This window comes from Glaciecola sp. 1036 (assembly GCF_050306235.1).
Classification (GTDB): Bacteria; Pseudomonadota; Gammaproteobacteria; order Enterobacterales; family Alteromonadaceae; genus Glaciecola.
Window position 1 is genome coordinate 330695 of sequence record NZ_JBLWFH010000003.1, and the last position, 14302, is coordinate 344996.

General features: G+C 40.0%; 16 protein-coding genes. 8 read left to right on the top strand and 8 right to left on the bottom strand.

The genetic code is table 11. The features are described 5' to 3' along the window. The first annotated feature begins 98 nt into the window (after nucleotides 1-98). The gene (gene rdgC / locus ACNKW3_RS06475) at nucleotides 99-992 is read left to right on the top strand and encodes a recombination-associated protein RdgC (RefSeq protein ID WP_427398463.1); all 894 of its coding nucleotides are present in this window, start codon (nucleotides 99-101) and stop codon (nucleotides 990-992) included. 86 nt (nucleotides 993-1078) lie between these two features. On the opposite strand, the gene ACNKW3_RS06480 is transcribed toward rdgC, so the two are convergent. The 5 genes from ACNKW3_RS06480 to folB form a co-directional block, all read right to left on the bottom strand. Beyond that, the gene (locus ACNKW3_RS06480; RefSeq protein ID WP_427398464.1) at nucleotides 1079-1912 is read right to left on the bottom strand and encodes an HDOD domain-containing protein; all 834 of its coding nucleotides are present in this window, start codon (nucleotides 1910-1912) and stop codon (nucleotides 1079-1081) included. Between the two features lie 108 nt (nucleotides 1913-2020). Continuing rightward, the gene (locus ACNKW3_RS06485; protein ID WP_427398465.1) at nucleotides 2021-2386 is read right to left on the bottom strand and encodes a histidine triad nucleotide-binding protein; all 366 of its coding nucleotides are present in this window, start codon (nucleotides 2384-2386) and stop codon (nucleotides 2021-2023) included. A gap of 15 nt (nucleotides 2387-2401) precedes the next feature. Continuing rightward, nucleotides 2402-3202 carry an undecaprenyl-diphosphate phosphatase gene (locus tag ACNKW3_RS06490; RefSeq protein WP_427398466.1) on the bottom strand — a complete coding sequence of 267 codons (801 nt, stop codon included), beginning with the start codon at nucleotides 3200-3202 and terminating at the stop codon, nucleotides 2402-2404. Then, nucleotides 3199-3702, bottom strand: coding sequence for a 2-amino-4-hydroxy-6-hydroxymethyldihydropteridine diphosphokinase (gene folK / locus ACNKW3_RS06495; RefSeq protein WP_427398467.1), 504 nt, complete (start codon nucleotides 3700-3702; stop codon nucleotides 3199-3201). The genes ACNKW3_RS06490 and folK overlap by 4 nt, the downstream gene beginning before the upstream one ends. Beyond that, the gene (folB, locus tag ACNKW3_RS06500) at nucleotides 3703-4059 is read right to left on the bottom strand and encodes a dihydroneopterin aldolase (protein ID WP_427398468.1); all 357 of its coding nucleotides are present in this window, start codon (nucleotides 4057-4059) and stop codon (nucleotides 3703-3705) included. A 101-nt stretch (nucleotides 4060-4160) separates the two neighbouring features. Between folB and plsY the strand changes: the two genes are divergently transcribed. Next, the gene (gene plsY, locus ACNKW3_RS06505) at nucleotides 4161-4751 is read left to right on the top strand and encodes a glycerol-3-phosphate 1-O-acyltransferase PlsY (protein ID WP_427398469.1); all 591 of its coding nucleotides are present in this window, start codon (nucleotides 4161-4163) and stop codon (nucleotides 4749-4751) included. 11 nt (nucleotides 4752-4762) lie between these two features. Here the strand turns inward: plsY and tsaD are convergent, their stop codons facing one another. Continuing rightward, nucleotides 4763-5776 (bottom strand): tRNA (adenosine(37)-N6)-threonylcarbamoyltransferase complex transferase subunit TsaD, encoded by a 1014-nt coding sequence (gene tsaD, locus ACNKW3_RS06510; RefSeq protein ID WP_427398470.1) that lies wholly within the window; start codon nucleotides 5774-5776, stop codon nucleotides 4763-4765. A 227-nt stretch (nucleotides 5777-6003) separates the two neighbouring features. Between tsaD and rpsU the strand changes: the two genes are divergently transcribed. The 5 genes from rpsU to ACNKW3_RS06535 all read left to right on the top strand — a co-directional run bounded on the left by rpsU (nucleotide 6004) and on the right by ACNKW3_RS06535 (nucleotide 10960). Further along, nucleotides 6004-6219, top strand: a complete 216-nt coding sequence (gene rpsU / locus ACNKW3_RS06515) for a 30S ribosomal protein S21 (RefSeq protein ID WP_427398471.1) — start codon at nucleotides 6004-6006, stop codon at nucleotides 6217-6219. Nucleotides 6220-6316: 97 nt separating this feature from the next. Continuing rightward, nucleotides 6317-6760, top strand: a complete 444-nt coding sequence (locus ACNKW3_RS06520; RefSeq protein ID WP_427398472.1) for a GatB/YqeY domain-containing protein — start codon at nucleotides 6317-6319, stop codon at nucleotides 6758-6760. A 17-nt stretch (nucleotides 6761-6777) separates the two neighbouring features. Further along, nucleotides 6778-8547 (top strand): DNA primase, encoded by a 1770-nt coding sequence (dnaG, locus tag ACNKW3_RS06525; RefSeq protein WP_427398473.1) that lies wholly within the window; start codon nucleotides 6778-6780, stop codon nucleotides 8545-8547. Between the two features lie 224 nt (nucleotides 8548-8771). Further along, entirely contained in the window at nucleotides 8772-10601 is a 1830-nt protein-coding gene (gene rpoD, locus ACNKW3_RS06530) for an RNA polymerase sigma factor RpoD (protein ID WP_427398474.1), read from the top strand. Between the two features lie 59 nt (nucleotides 10602-10660). After that, the gene (locus ACNKW3_RS06535) at nucleotides 10661-10960 is read left to right on the top strand and encodes a hypothetical protein (RefSeq protein ID WP_427398475.1); all 300 of its coding nucleotides are present in this window, start codon (nucleotides 10661-10663) and stop codon (nucleotides 10958-10960) included. 99 nt (nucleotides 10961-11059) lie between these two features. On the opposite strand, the gene ACNKW3_RS06540 is transcribed toward ACNKW3_RS06535, so the two are convergent. Then, on the bottom strand, nucleotides 11060-11542 hold the full coding sequence (locus tag ACNKW3_RS06540; protein ID WP_427398476.1) for a GNAT family N-acetyltransferase: 483 nt from the start codon (nucleotides 11540-11542) through the stop codon (nucleotides 11060-11062). 205 nt (nucleotides 11543-11747) lie between these two features. On the opposite strand from ACNKW3_RS06540, the gene ACNKW3_RS06545 reads away from it, so the two are divergent. Continuing rightward, the gene (locus tag ACNKW3_RS06545; RefSeq protein WP_427398477.1) at nucleotides 11748-12326 is read left to right on the top strand and encodes a BON domain-containing protein; all 579 of its coding nucleotides are present in this window, start codon (nucleotides 11748-11750) and stop codon (nucleotides 12324-12326) included. 48 nt (nucleotides 12327-12374) lie between these two features. On the opposite strand, the gene ACNKW3_RS06550 is transcribed toward ACNKW3_RS06545, so the two are convergent. After that, complete coding sequence (locus ACNKW3_RS06550; protein ID WP_427398478.1) at nucleotides 12375-14300, bottom strand: response regulator; 1926 nt, start codon at nucleotides 14298-14300, stop codon at nucleotides 12375-12377. Between the last annotated feature and the right edge of the window lie 2 nt (nucleotides 14301-14302).

Consider the following 14302-nt stretch of genomic DNA (forward strand, 5'->3'; position numbering starts at 1 on the left):
TGACAAAAAAATTGCAAAACCGTACTAAATACGGTTTGTAAGTACGGCTAAGGATTGATAATCTCTCGCGCCTATTTTTAACAACCTAATGACGATCTATGTGGTTTAAAAACGTAAAAATATATAAATTCACCCAAGATTTTTCTCTAAATACTGATACCTTGCAAAGTCAGTTGGAACAAATGCAGTTCAAACCCTGCGGAAGCCAAGAATCTCAATCAATGGGCTTTGTAAATCCTGTGCCCAACGGCGAACTCTTATTTCACGCTGCTAATGACGCAGTAGCAGTGACTTTAAAACGTCAAGAAAGAATATTGCCAGCCAGCGTGGTTAATGCTGAATTGAGCGAACGCGTCGCTAAAATTGAATTAGAAACAGGATCACCTGTTGGTAAAAAAGCCCAAAAAGATCTTAAAGAAGATATTATTCAGCAATTATTACCTAGAGCTTTTACTAAGTCTGCTAAGACTAACGCCATTATTTTACTGACAGAGCAACTTGTGATTGTGGATGCCAGCAGTGACAAAGCCGCGGAAGTGATTTTAGCTTGTTTACGCAAGTGTCTTGGCTCTTTGCCAGTAGTGCCTTTTGTGAAATCACAGCAACAACACATTTTAACCGATTGGTTAAAACATGATGCACCTGAAGGTTTCGAACTCTTAGATGAAGCAGAATTTAAGTCAACTGCCGATGATGGCGCCATTGTGCGAGTGAAAAAACAAGACTTAGATGCTGATGAAGTTCTAGCCCATATTCAAGCGGGTAAATTAGTGGAAAAAATCGCCCTTAGCTTCAAAGAGCGTTTAACCTGTGTACTTGCAGAAGATTTGAGTATAAAGCGACTAAAATTTACGGATTTAGTTATGCAAGAAAACGAAGATATCCCTAAGGATGAAGTAGCCGCTAAGTTTGACGCAGACTTTGCGCTATTCTGTGCTGAAATCGCAGATTTTATCCAAGCACTTAAAACTATTTTTGCCGAACAAGATTGATTCGGCATTCAATAGCTATGACTTACAAAAAAGCCCAGATGAAAATTCTGGGCTTTTTGCAATAACTTTAAGAAGACGCGCTATTTTTAAGCAAAAATAGCCTTAGCGTTATCTCTTAGTTCAATAAATTCGTCAGATTGAAATTCTTCAATATCATCAAATGCGCCGCGTTTTTGCTCGGTAGTTAGTACATCATCCGCATCTTCGATTGCACCTACTAAAGCACCACCTATTCTTAAAAAATCTAAGTAGCTGATTTTTGGCGTGCTGTATTCAAAGTTACGCCAATGTTCCGCTGACTCAATGAAAACATCGTTAAATTGCCATTGACGCATGATGCTACCGCCAATGCGCCCCGCTAATTTATCAATTGCAACATCTAAAAAGGTAGGGTTAGCAAATACACTGTCGTGTCTTTCAGCTTCAGTTAATACCGGTAACGCACCAATATCTGCAACCAGAGCACAAAGCGTCATAGTATCTAGGCTCATGCTTTTATCTTTAGTTTTACGTTGATATAAGATCATCGCCGCCATAGCGTTAGCGACTATATCAACGATTTGGTCCCACTTAGCTGCCATGTATTTTTTCACAACTTCATTTTTAGAAACAAAAAGTTGCTCCATGGCTAGTGCCGTCGCAATATTTTTCACTTGCGCTAAACCAATACGGGTCACCGCTTGAGTAGTTGAGGTTACTTTAACTGTTCTTCCAAGGTAAGCACTATTACTGATCTTAATCATTCTTGCACTTAACGAAGGATCTTGTCCCACAACATCCGCCATTCCGTTCAGGTTGATATTAGGGTCATCTGCCGCTTTACGCACTTTAAGCGCAATTGCAGGTAAGGTAGGTAACACTAAGGTATCGTTGTTGATTTTCTCGACAAGTATAGTGAGCAATGCATTCTGTGTTGACATGTAAGCGCCTTTTCATTCACTAGATTTTACGCGATTTTTCCAAACTCGGTGTTTCCAAGCTGATTCCACGATAAGTTTAAAATATCTATGTTGAAATGCTATAAAAAACTATTCAACCTTTAGTCTATCCTGGTAAGGCGGCCATCCTAGTGGCTTGCCAGCTAAAACATGCAAATGAATGTGGTACACGGTCTGTCCACCGTCATTATTACAGTTCATGACTGTCCTAAATCCTTGTTCAGCAACACCCAAATCATAACAAATTTTCGATGCTACACGATGCATATACCCAACAACCGCTTCGTCTTCTACACCAATATCATTCGTAGTAGCAATAGGTGTTTTAGGAATTACCAAGAAATGTATCGGTGCCTGTGGATTGATGTCCTTAAATGCGAGCACACGATCATCTTCAAATAATATATCGGCAGGAATCTCTTTATTTATAATTTTTGTGAAGATAGTTTCAGACATTTTTTTCTCCTTTGGTTAACCAAACACGAAAAACAGCAGTATAGCGCCCAGTGCAAGCCGGTAAATAACAAAAGGCAGCATTCCAATTTTTGAAATCCAACTTAAAAATAAATAAATACAAGTGTATGCAGCGACAAAAGAAAAACCCGCGCCATACAATAACGCTGTCCAGTCCACACCAACGTCTGCTTTCAGCAAGTCTAGGGTTGAAAATAGCCCAGCGGCTAAAATAATGGGTATCGATAATAGGAAAGAAAAACGGGCGCATGCTTCCCGAGTTAACCCCATCATTAAACCGGCTGTCATGGTGATACCTGAGCGCGAAGTACCGGGAATAATTGCCAATGCTTGGGATAAACCAATGATAATAGTTTCTTTTAAGCCTATATGCTTGATTTCTTTCACTCGTTTCGCTTTTGCATCGGCGTACCATAACAACAAACCAAAGACGATTGTGGTGATCGCAATAACCAGCGCAGAGCGCGCATTTACTTCAATCCAGTCTTTCATCAAAAAACCAAACAATCCGGCCGGAATAGTACCCAAAATCACCCACCAAGCTAATTTGCTATCTGTTGATTGTTGCTTAGTAAACCCTTGACCGAACCAAGCTATAGTTAAACGAACTATGTCTTGCCTAAAGTAAATCATAACAGCTAACAGGCTACCCACATGAACAGCTACATCAAAAGCTAAGCCTTGATTGTGCCAGCCTAAAATTTCAGCCGGTAAAATTAAGTGCGCAGAACTCGATATTGGCAAAAATTCCGTTAGACCTTGAATAATTGCTAAAATAATAATTTCAAACAGGGTCATTGTTTTAATTCACTCCATGAAACATCTATTTGCCATAGTTTTTGCTTGGCATCGTTAAATTTACTCCACAACATCTTATAGCTCTGATTAGCCAAAGGGTGATGGACATCAGGTGCTAAATCCGCTAGGGGCTTTAGTACAAAAGCATTGTATAAAATTTCTTCTCTCGGCAGAACTACAGGCGATTGACAAATTACATCATCAAAGGTGAGTAAATCTAAATCCAGTGTTCGATCGGAAAATTTTGCACTATTGCGGGTTCGTCCGCACATAGATTCAATCTTTTTCAGTCTAGTTACTACCTGCGCTATATTTAAATCGGTATAGGCTAAAACCACCAAATTAAAAAAGCTTTCTCCGGTAAAACCCACGGCTTCACTTTCATATACAGGTGAACACTGAATACCATCAAAATGCTGACTTAGCATGGCGATGCCTTTGCGCGTATTTTCTGCTTTATTAACGTTAGAGCCTACGCTGATAAATATTTTATGCGACATTCAGTTTTTCGATCTTCGAATCGTAATACCTACGCCTTCCGCGTTAGCTATTATATCGGGTTTGTTTAAGGTAAGCGTTAATTGGCTAATATTGAAATTGTCAAAAAGCGCCTCACTCATTGCTTCGCCAAGGGCCTCTAACAGTAAAAATTTACTTTTAGTCGCGATTTCACCCAGCTTTTCTGCGACTGCACCATAATCTATAGTGTCTTCCACCTTATCTGATTTACCTGCCAGACTAAGATCTGCTGCTAATTCGAGATCTACAATTACTCGTTGCGGTGAATGACGTTCAAATTCATACACACCAATCAAAGAACGCAACTCTAAGCCTTTAATAAAAACGGAATCTTTCATAAATCTAAGAACATCCAAAACCAGTGCAATATAGGCTGGAAATTGATTAATCAGTTTAGTACTCTTGCGCGTTAGTGTAACTAATTGGCTATTGCAAGTATATGACAACATGGATTGTTTTTTTCATTCTGATGGCATATCTCGCTGGCTCTATCTCCAGTGCAGTACTCGTTTGCAAATTATTTGGCAAACCTGATCCACGCACCCAAGGCTCAAAAAATCCAGGAACCACTAATGTGCTTCGAGTAGCGGGAAAAATTCCTGCGGCCTTGGTATTGTTTTTCGATGTTTTAAAAGGTGCCATCCCCACTTATGGCGCTTTTTTGGCAGGTATTCCTGATTGGTCGTTAGGGCTAGTTGCAATAAGTGCATGTTTGGGCCACATGTATCCCTTATTCTTTGGATTTAAAGGGGGCAAAGCGGTTGCTACAGCATTAGGCGCAATGTTGCCAATGGGCTGGCCTTTGGCGGTAGTATTATTAAGTACTTGGGTCATAGTCGCTAGGCTAACCCGTTATTCCTCTTTGGCGGCTATAATAACCGTAATAGTCGCGCCTATTGCGACCTATTTATACAAACCGCAATTTACCTTATCCGTGTTGATGCTGACTATTTTAATCTTAGCGAAACACAGAGGTAACTTGTTACGTCTTTTAAAAGGCCAAGAATCTCGCTTTACACCAAAATCTTAATAATTGAGTATTCAAATAGGCTTTAGATCTTCCAGTGGCCACCTTGGCAGAGAACGACAATCTAGTTCTGTGGTTTCACCTGCAACTAATCGTTGACACCCCACATAGGCAATCATAGCGCCATTATCGGTGCAGTATTCAAAGCTTGGATAAGCAACTTCAAAACCTTCTTTTTTGCTCGCAGCTTCAAAAGTAGCGCGTAATCGTTTATTCGCAGCCACTCCACCCGCCATAACTAGACGTTTCAAACCGGTTTGCTTTAATGCTCGGCGACATTTAATTAATAAGGTATCCACTATGGCTTGCTCGAAAGCCAGCGCAATATTAGCTTTACTTTGATGATCTTGCTGGGAATCGCGAATGGTATTAGCGGCAAAGGTCTTTAATCCACTAAAACTGAAATCCAAGCCTGGTCTATCTGTCATTGGACGCGGAAACTTATAAATACCTGCTTCTCCCTGTTCAGCTAACTTAGCCAACATCGGGCCACCAGGGTAATCCAAACCCAGTAATTTCGCAGTTTTGTCAAAAGCCTCCCCTGCGGCGTCATCAACAGATTCACCCAGTACTTTATATTGACCAATACCTTTTACCTCTACCAGCATTGAATGCCCGCCTGATACCAAAAGCGCAACAAAGGGAAATTGAGGAGGATTTTCATCGAGCATAGGTGCCAATAAATGACCTTCCATATGGTGTACACCTATCATAGGCACTTGCCACGCATAGGCCAAAGCTCGGGCCATGGATGAACCTACTAGTAAGGCGCCGATAAGACCTGGGCCTCTAGTGTATGCAATACCTTGTATATCAGATTTAGCAATCTTGGCTTTTTCAAGTGTTCGCTTAACCAAAGGCACAATTTTACGAACATGATCTCTGGATGCTAATTCTGGCACCACACCACCATAGTCTGCATGAAGTTTAATTTGGCTATAAAGTTCTTGTGATATTAATCCCTGATCACTGTCGTAAACGGCGATTCCTGTCTCATCACAAGATGTTTCAATCCCCAAAACTTTCATCTAATCCCCAATAGTTTAATGCGTTAATATATTTACTCTGTTACAATGCTTGGCAATGATACCGCAAAATACATTAGTCAGAGCAAGCTATTTTTAGACTTTATTCTGTTTTTGTCCTTTACAAACGATTTGTAAAGGAGTACTATTTCGCACCATTTTTTAGCCCGGGTAATTAAATTAACGCTCAGAAATACCCGGTTGATTTAATTTCTTGAGGTGATTAATTAATGCCAATTGTTAAAGTAAAAGATAACGAACCGTTTGACGTCGCACTAAGAAGATTCAAACGTTCATGTGAAAAAGCAGGCGTACTTTCTGAAGTTCGTCGTCGTGAGTTCTTCGAAAAACCTACGTGGGAACGTAAGCGTAAGAAAGCTGCGGCTAAAAAACGTCACATGAAAAAATTGGCGCGTGAAAATGCACGTCGCGTGAAGCTTTACTAAGCACTCACCGAACAATTTTCAGAAAAAGGCGTCCATCGGCGCCTTTTTTTGTGCCAAAATATCTAAAACAAGAAAAACCAACACGAGGGAAAAATAGATGTCGTTGTTACTACAACTTAAAGACGCGCAAAAAGATGCCATGCGCGCTAAGGACAAACTTACATTAGGAACACTTCGTATGGCATTGGCCGCAGTCAAACAAAAAGAAGTAGACGAACGTGTTGAAGTGACTGATGAAGATGTATTGCAAATACTGACTAAACTAATAAAGCAACGTCAGGAAGCCGCTACCCAATTTGAAAAAGGTAATCGTCAAGATTTAGCCGATCAGGAAAAAGCTGAAATTGAAGTATTACAAAAGTTTTTACCTGAACAACTAAGCGACGACGAAATCAAAGCCATAGTAGAAAAAGCTATTGCTGACACAGGTGCCGATAATATCCGTGATATGGGCAAAGTGATGGGTAAGGTAAAACCACAATTGCAAGGCCGCGCCGACATGGGCAAAGTCAGTGGCATGATTAAAGGTCAACTTAGCTAAATACAAGGATTGGCCAAATGGCTGGGCGTATCCCTAAAGATTTTATCGAAGACTTAGTCGCGCGTGCAGATATTGTTGACGTAATCGACAGTCGTGTAAAATTAAAAAAAGCAGGCCGTAATTATCAGGCCTGTTGCCCATTTCATTCGGAAAAAACTCCATCATTTAGCGTTAGCCAAGAAAAACAATTTTTTTACTGTTTTGGTTGTGGTGCCAAAGGCAATGTCATCGGCTTTCTAATGGATTACGACAGACTAGAGTTTGTCGAGGCAGTCGAAGAGCTGGCTGGGCAACTGGGCATGGAAGTGCCTAGAGAACAAGGCAATACACCTAGTATACCTCAACGCTCGAAGTCTGAACGAGAATCCGATTATCAATTAATGGATAATGTCGCTCGATTTTATGCCCAACAATTAAAGTCCAATGCCAATAGCCAACAGGTGATTGACTATTTAAAAGGCCGTGGATTATCTGGTGAAATCGTCAAACATTGGGGTATTGGTTATGCACCCGATGAATGGGATGCTGTACTGACCCAATTTGGCAGTCAAGCTGAGCAACAAAAACAACTGCTTGCATTAAAGCTCATCAATGAAAATGATAACAAAAGACGGTATGACTTTTTCCGTCACCGTTTAATGTTCCCAATTTTAGATAAACGCGGACGAACCATTGCCTTTGGTGGTCGAATAATCGAAGGCGACGGCCCCAAATATTTAAACTCTCCAGAGACTAGAATTTTCCATAAAGGCTATGAACTTTATGGCTTGTATCAAGCACGACAAGCTAATCGTCACCTTGATCGTTTATTAGTGGTCGAAGGTTATATGGATGTAGTAGCGCTTTCGCAATTTGAGATAAATTATGCAGTAGCTGCTTTGGGAACAGCAACAACGCCAGAGCATATACAGACGATGTTTAAGTCGACCAATGAGATTGTGTGTTGTTACGATGGAGATAGAGCTGGTAAAGACGCTGCTTGGCGAGCATTAGAAAACGCTTTGGCCTATCTGAAAGATGGCGTGGTAATGAAGTTTCTTTTTCTCCCCGACGGTGAAGACCCGGATACCATGGTACGTAAAGAAGGCAAAGAGGCTTTTGAACAGCGTATTCAAGAGGCTATGCCGCTATCAAAATTCTTATTTAGCACTATGTTGGCCCGTCATTCAGTTAAAAGTATTGAAGGAAAAGCCAGCTTGAAAGCTGAAGCAGAACCCTTGATACAACAAGTCATCGGTGAGAATCAAAAAGATATGTTGATGTCGCAATTGAATGAGATATGCGGCGACGGTCATCGTTTTAAGCAGTCTTTAGATGTCAAAAAGGCAAAACAATACCAAAAACCCAATGATACCAACTATCAGAAAGTCGACATGAAACTATCCCCCGTGCGTTTGATGCTCCGCTTATTGTTGGATAGTCCAGATCTTCCGACCCGTGTCCCCAAAGTAAAATTGGAAGCCTTTGCTGAGGACCAAAGTACCGGTATGCGTATGTTGCAAGAAGTATATCAGTACTGTATCAGACACCCTAAAGCCACGACAGCGGTCATGCTAGAGTCATTTAGAGAACACCCATTAGGGAACGCATTGGGCAAATTATTATCTATCGAATTACAAGACAACATAAATGTCGAAACTGAATACGTCGCCTGTTTTAAGACCCTATTGCGGCAATATTTTGATTCTAGATTAAATGAATTGTACCAATTAGAGAAAAACACCGGTCTTAGTGAAGCGCAATCTCAAGAACTGGCCTTGTTAATTCGGAAAAAGTCCCAATTGTAAAATCCAGTGAATGCTTTTTTTGAGCAAAATTTGAGTAAAGAATGTAGAAAGACTAACCTATAATTTAGGTGGAATTTTAACCATCCTTTATGCTATACTGTCTAATTCGCTGAAAGGTGGTAGTACGAGTGCTAACTGACTGAAAAGTCAACCAAGTAGCAGACTCGAATTGAGAGCAAATTTGACGTTTTCTTCAAATGTCATAACAACGTGTAAGGTATACTGTGCAGAGCAAGCAATCCCAGATTAAACTCCTGATTGCCAAAGGCAAAGAACAAGGTTATTTAACTTTTTCTGAAGTGAATGATCACTTACCTGCAGATATCGTCGATTCGGATCAGATCGAAGATATCATTCGCATGATAAACGATATGGGTATTCAAGTGTTTGAATCGGCACCCGATTCAGACGAACTATTAATGCAAGAATCTACCACGGATGAAGATGTTGCAGAAGCTGCTGCCCAGGCATTAGCAACGGTAGAAAGTGAAATAGGTAGAACTACTGACCCAGTACGTATGTACATGCGTGAAATGGGGACAGTGGAACTTCTTACCAGAGAAGGCGAGATTGAGATCGCCAAACGAATTGAAGATGGTATCAATCAGGTGCAATGTTCTGTTGCAGAATATCCTGAAGCCATTACTTATCTGCTTGATCAGTGGGATCTGTATGAAGCGGAAGAAATCCGCTTGAGTGACATCATATTAGGCTTCGTTGATCCTAACGAAGAAGATGTAGCGCCAACAGCAACGCACATTGGTTCTGAACTATCCGATGATGATCTTGATGATGAAGATGATGATGGTAGTGACGAAGACGATGAAGAAGAGGATGACAACAGTGTTGATCCTGAACTTGCGCGTGAAAAATTCGCAGAATTAAGAGAGCAATACACCAAAGCCAGAGCCGTTATCGAGCAAAAAGGCCGAGCTCACGCTGATGCGAAAAAACAAATCGCATCACTAAGCGATGTGTTTAAAGAATTCAGATTAGTACCAAAGCAATTTGACCGCATGGTTAAAAACATGCGCGATATGATGGACAGAGTTCGTATTCAAGAACGTCTTGTTATGAAATTCTGTGTTGTTAAAGCTAAGATGCCGAAGAAAGACTTTATTCATAAGTTTGCTGGCAACGAAACTGTGACTGATTGGTTATTTGAAGCGCTAGAGTCTGATGCTCCTTACATAGATAAACTGAATGAGTACAGAGAAGAAATCGAGCGTTGCATCAGTAAAATGAATACGGTTGAGCAAGAAACTGGCTTAAACATTCATGATATCAAAGACATCAACCGTCGCATGTCTATCGGTGAAGCCAAAGCTCGACGTGCTAAGAAAGAAATGGTTGAAGCTAACTTGCGTTTGGTAATTTCAATCGCGAAAAAGTACACCAACCGTGGATTACAATTCTTGGATCTGATTCAAGAAGGTAATATCGGTTTGATGAAAGCGGTAGATAAATTTGAATACCGTCGTGGTTATAAGTTCTCAACTTATGCTACATGGTGGATTCGTCAGGCGATTACGCGCTCTATTGCGGACCAAGCACGTACGATTCGTATTCCGGTGCATATGATTGAAACAATCAACAAGCTGAATAGAATCTCGCGTCAAATGTTGCAAGAAATGGGTCGTGAACCTACGCCAGAAGAATTGTCAGAACGCATGGTAATGCCAGAAGATAAGATCCGTAAGGTGTTAAAAATTGCGAAAGAGCCAATTTCAATGGAAACGCCCATTGGTGATGATGAAGATTCGCATCTTGGTGACTTTATAGAGGATGTGACTATTACACAACCTCTAGATTCTGCTACTGGCAACAGCTTGAAGAATGCAACCCAAGAAGTGCTTGCAGGCTTAACAGCTCGTGAAGCTAAAGTACTGCGTATGCGTTTCGGTATTGATATGAACACCGACCATACTTTGGAAGAAGTGGGTAAACAGTTCGATGTTACCCGTGAGCGGATTCGTCAAATTGAAGCCAAGGCGTTACGCAAATTAAGACATCCAAGTCGGTCAGAGTCATTAAAATCCTTCTTGGACGAATAAGTTCTAACAAAGAAAAGGCGCTTTTAAGCGCCTTTTTTATGGTTATAATAAGGTAATGGATGATGATGCTGGATCAAAAGGAGATTTATATGGGTGTGTCTTACTTCATTGTGTTTCTGCTGTTGTTTTTTGTTATGAATGTCCTACCTTGGGTGCTCGCTCTTATTTCTAGGAAAACTTCAGGCAATAATAAAGTCATTTGGTTTTTAATGTCATTTTTCTTATCTTGGCTAGGGTTTATTGTCTATTACTTCATTGTAGTTAAGCCTGAATGGAAGGCGAAATTAGAAAGAAACAAACCAAAGAGGATTTTGCGAAACGAAAATGGCATGCCAATTAAAATGTATGATAAATCTTAATACGAGTCTGGGTTTAATACACAATTAGTTTTTGGTTTTGTTATCGCTACAAGTATTAGAAAATCAGTATTGTGGTGCACTACTAGGAAATCTCAAACCCTATAAATTGGTGTACAGCATAGCAACATTGCACCTTTCGTAATGACTGCCGAATTCCTCCATAATACCAACATCATGTACAAATCCATTTTTCTCATAGAGATGAATCGCGGCTTCACAGGCTGTATTGGTTAGCAAATAAAGGCGTTTTATGTTGGGTTGAGCTTGAGCTTGAGCAAGCACGTATTGTAATAATTGTTCCCCTACCTTTAAGCCTCTGGCACTATTTGACACACCCATTTTGGTTAATTCAAAATCACCCTCGCTACTTTTCATTAGAGCGCAGGTACCTATGATGCCCAAGGACGCATGCTCAGCAAACCATATATAGCCGCCCTTTTGAATGATGTATTCTTCAGGATTTTCTAACACTTGAACATCAATGGGCTCTAATCGGAACATTTGAGTTATCCATTCTCTATTTATGTTTGTGAAATGATGTTTCAATTTAGGGTTGAAAGCTAAAAAAGTAATCTGTGACATGTTTATTTGCCATCTAAAGGCTGTGAATTAAGCTGAAATTATTGACCCTAGAATTTCTCATTTTATTCATACTTTTGTACAGATATTTTTGAAAGTTTTACAGATTATTTGCTAAGGATAATTATTTTATTAATATATTCAATATGTTACAAATGGCATTTAAATCGCATATTCAAAATCGACTAGACAACAAAGGAGAGTCGATATGTTTAAACGCACATTAACAGCAATTGCAATCTCAGGTATGTTAACAACTTCTGCTATGGCTTCTGACGGTAAAAATGACTGGAAAGAAGATGCAATGGACGCTTGGATTGATGGTAAAGCTGAAGCAACTTTGTTATTCAACGGTAATTTAGATTCATTTGACATCAATACGGATGTAGAAGACGGCGTAGTAACGCTAACGGGTAAAGTCGATAACGACGTGGACAAAGAATTAGCATCAGAGCTTATCCTAGGCATTGACGGTGTTGCCCGTGTAGATAACATGTTAACTGTTACTAGAGTACATTCAGATGAGATGGATGATGATGATGAAATGACAGCATTTACCGACGCTAAGATTGGTACCGTCATTAAATCACGCTATTTATTCAATAGCGAAGTACCGGGTATGGACATTGACGTAGACGTCGAAAACAAAGAAGTGACCTTAAATGGTAAGGTTAAATCTAAGGAAATAAGTCAATTGGCTGAACAAATTGCTAAAAATGCCAACGACGTTTCTAAAGTCGTAAACAATTTAACGATTGAAGACGACATGGATAATCAAGCAGAATAATAGTTTCTGATAATTGAGAAAAGCCCGCCTCGCGGGCTTTTTCATTTGTCACTGACTAAAAACCTCAGCAAGCTTATCCTTTGTGACTGGCTTTACGATAAATTCAGCAATATTGTACTCAGTTGAATATTGCAGATTTGGCTGCTCACCACTTATTACGAAAAGAGGTGAATGTGGATGATGTTGGCGAATAGCACTTAAAAGTGCAGCCCCGCCACCGTCTGGCAGATTTAAATCAGAGACTACAGTCAACTCACCATCTGCATGTTTCTGAAGGTTTTTGTAAGCATCGGTGGCAGAGTGAGCGACACTTACTTGATATCCCAGTTGAGTCAACAACATCTTCATTATCATGGCAGCGTCTTCGTCATCCTCAATCAACAACATCGAATTTGGTAACGCTTTCACTTGTTCATTTTGTGATTGAACTGTTAGGTACTTGGTCAATACTCGGTAAAATATCTCACTATCTATGGGTTTAGTAATCAATCCGTTAAAGCCTAAGCTAATCAGTTCATCCTGAATACTAAAGGTGCTTCCAGCGGTCATCGCCAATACTTTACATTCGATCCCAGCTTGTTGAATATTTTGAATCGTTTCCTGCCCAGTCATTCCAGGCATTTGCAGATCCATCAACACTAGATCATATTTGTACCCTTCTAATAGTTCGATTGCCCTTCTACCATTTTTGGCAAACTCTACTTCAGCACCTGTATTTTTGACCAACTGACCGACCAATTGGCGGATTTCAAAAATATCATCCACCACAAGTACCTTGCCGTTAAGACTAGGAACATGCTGGGATTTTTTAGTGTATTGCTCAGTAGAGAAGTCGAAAACTTCTTTTATGCTTTCCGGTGTAATTTGAATAGGTACATCAATATGGAAACAGGTGCCCTTGCCTATTTCACTCGTTGCTGTAAGGCTACCATTCATACGTTGGATAATTTCGGCACTGATAGAAAGCCCTAACCCAGCGCCACCGGACTTTCTTTTTGATACATCTTCAAGCTGAGAAAATGGTTTAAAAATTTCGTCGAGTTTGTTTTCTGCAATACCAATTCCAGAGTCTTGAATATCAATGGATAATCTAGGTTCAGTTTCACCATGTTGCTGTAAGGTTAGTCTCACTTCTCCTTGATCAGTAAACTTTATCGCATTGCCTAGAATATTCAAAAGTACCTGTTTACAGCGGGTTTCGTCTAAAAGCGGGCGATTATCCACTGGTTGTTTGGATTCGAAAACTAGGTTTATACCTTTATCTGCCGCGGCGACTGTTAATAAACCGTAGATATCGACCAGCATTTGACGTAAATCGCATGGTTGTCGATGGAGTTCAAATTTATCTGCTAACAATTTAGATAAATCCAACACATCATTTAACAGACTCAATAAATGACGTCCGTTTTTTTGAATAATTTTTAGCTCTTTATTTACTGGTGCTGTTATGGGGTTTTCCAGCAACAGATCAGCATAACCCAAAATAGAGGTTAAAGGTGTTCTTAACTCATGGGATAAATGCGAAATGAACCTATCTTTAGCTAAGTTTTCGGATTCTATTTGTTGATTTCGAATACGGCTAAATTCAAGCGCTTTACGCGACACCGCATAACTAATAGATTTTTCAAACGTTGGTGAATCTATGGCTGCCTTCGGAATGTAATCTTGGGCACCTTTTCTAATTACTTTTTTCGCGATATCGTCATCGCTTTGTCCGGTTAATAAGATTATTGGAGTGCTAACTTGTTTTTCTTCTAATGCCACCAAGACATCGATGCCAGTAAAAGAACCGAGAAAGAAATCTAACAAACAAAGGTCATAATGGTTATTCGACAATTTTTCCACAATCGCAGAAAAATCCGTTTCTACGGTAAAATCTCCGTCAGTCACCATCAATTGACTTAGACGATCTTGGATGATGAAAACATCATCTTCATCGTCGTCGGCAATTAATATACGCTTAATAGATTCCATTC

Bases quoted from the DNA above. Each gene is read 5' to 3' on its own strand.
- rdgC (WP_427398463.1), top strand. From the start codon at position 99: ATGTGGTTTAAAAACGTAAAAATATATAAATTCACCCAAGATTTTTCT.
- ACNKW3_RS06480 (WP_427398464.1), bottom strand. From the start codon at position 1,912: ATGTCAACACAGAATGCATTGCTCACTATACTTGTCGAGAAAATCAAC.
- ACNKW3_RS06485 (WP_427398465.1), bottom strand. From the start codon at position 2,386: ATGTCTGAAACTATCTTCACAAAAATTATAAATAAAGAGATTCCTGCC.
- ACNKW3_RS06490 (WP_427398466.1), bottom strand. From the start codon at position 3,202: ATGACCCTGTTTGAAATTATTATTTTAGCAATTATTCAAGGTCTAACG.
- folK (WP_427398467.1), bottom strand. From the start codon at position 3,702: ATGTCGCATAAAATATTTATCAGCGTAGGCTCTAACGTTAATAAAGCA.
- folB (WP_427398468.1), bottom strand. From the start codon at position 4,059: ATGAAAGATTCCGTTTTTATTAAAGGCTTAGAGTTGCGTTCTTTGATT.
- plsY (WP_427398469.1), top strand. From the start codon at position 4,161: ATGACAACATGGATTGTTTTTTTCATTCTGATGGCATATCTCGCTGGC.
- tsaD (WP_427398470.1), bottom strand. From the start codon at position 5,776: ATGAAAGTTTTGGGGATTGAAACATCTTGTGATGAGACAGGAATCGCC.
- rpsU (WP_427398471.1), top strand. From the start codon at position 6,004: ATGCCAATTGTTAAAGTAAAAGATAACGAACCGTTTGACGTCGCACTA.
- ACNKW3_RS06520 (WP_427398472.1), top strand. From the start codon at position 6,317: ATGTCGTTGTTACTACAACTTAAAGACGCGCAAAAAGATGCCATGCGC.
- dnaG (WP_427398473.1), top strand. From the start codon at position 6,778: ATGGCTGGGCGTATCCCTAAAGATTTTATCGAAGACTTAGTCGCGCGT.
- ACNKW3_RS06535 (WP_427398475.1), top strand. From the start codon at position 10,661: ATGATGATGCTGGATCAAAAGGAGATTTATATGGGTGTGTCTTACTTC.
- ACNKW3_RS06540 (WP_427398476.1), bottom strand. From the start codon at position 11,542: ATGTCACAGATTACTTTTTTAGCTTTCAACCCTAAATTGAAACATCAT.
- ACNKW3_RS06545 (WP_427398477.1), top strand. From the start codon at position 11,748: ATGTTTAAACGCACATTAACAGCAATTGCAATCTCAGGTATGTTAACA.
- ACNKW3_RS06550 (WP_427398478.1), bottom strand. From the start codon at position 14,300: ATGGAATCTATTAAGCGTATATTAATTGCCGACGACGATGAAGATGAT.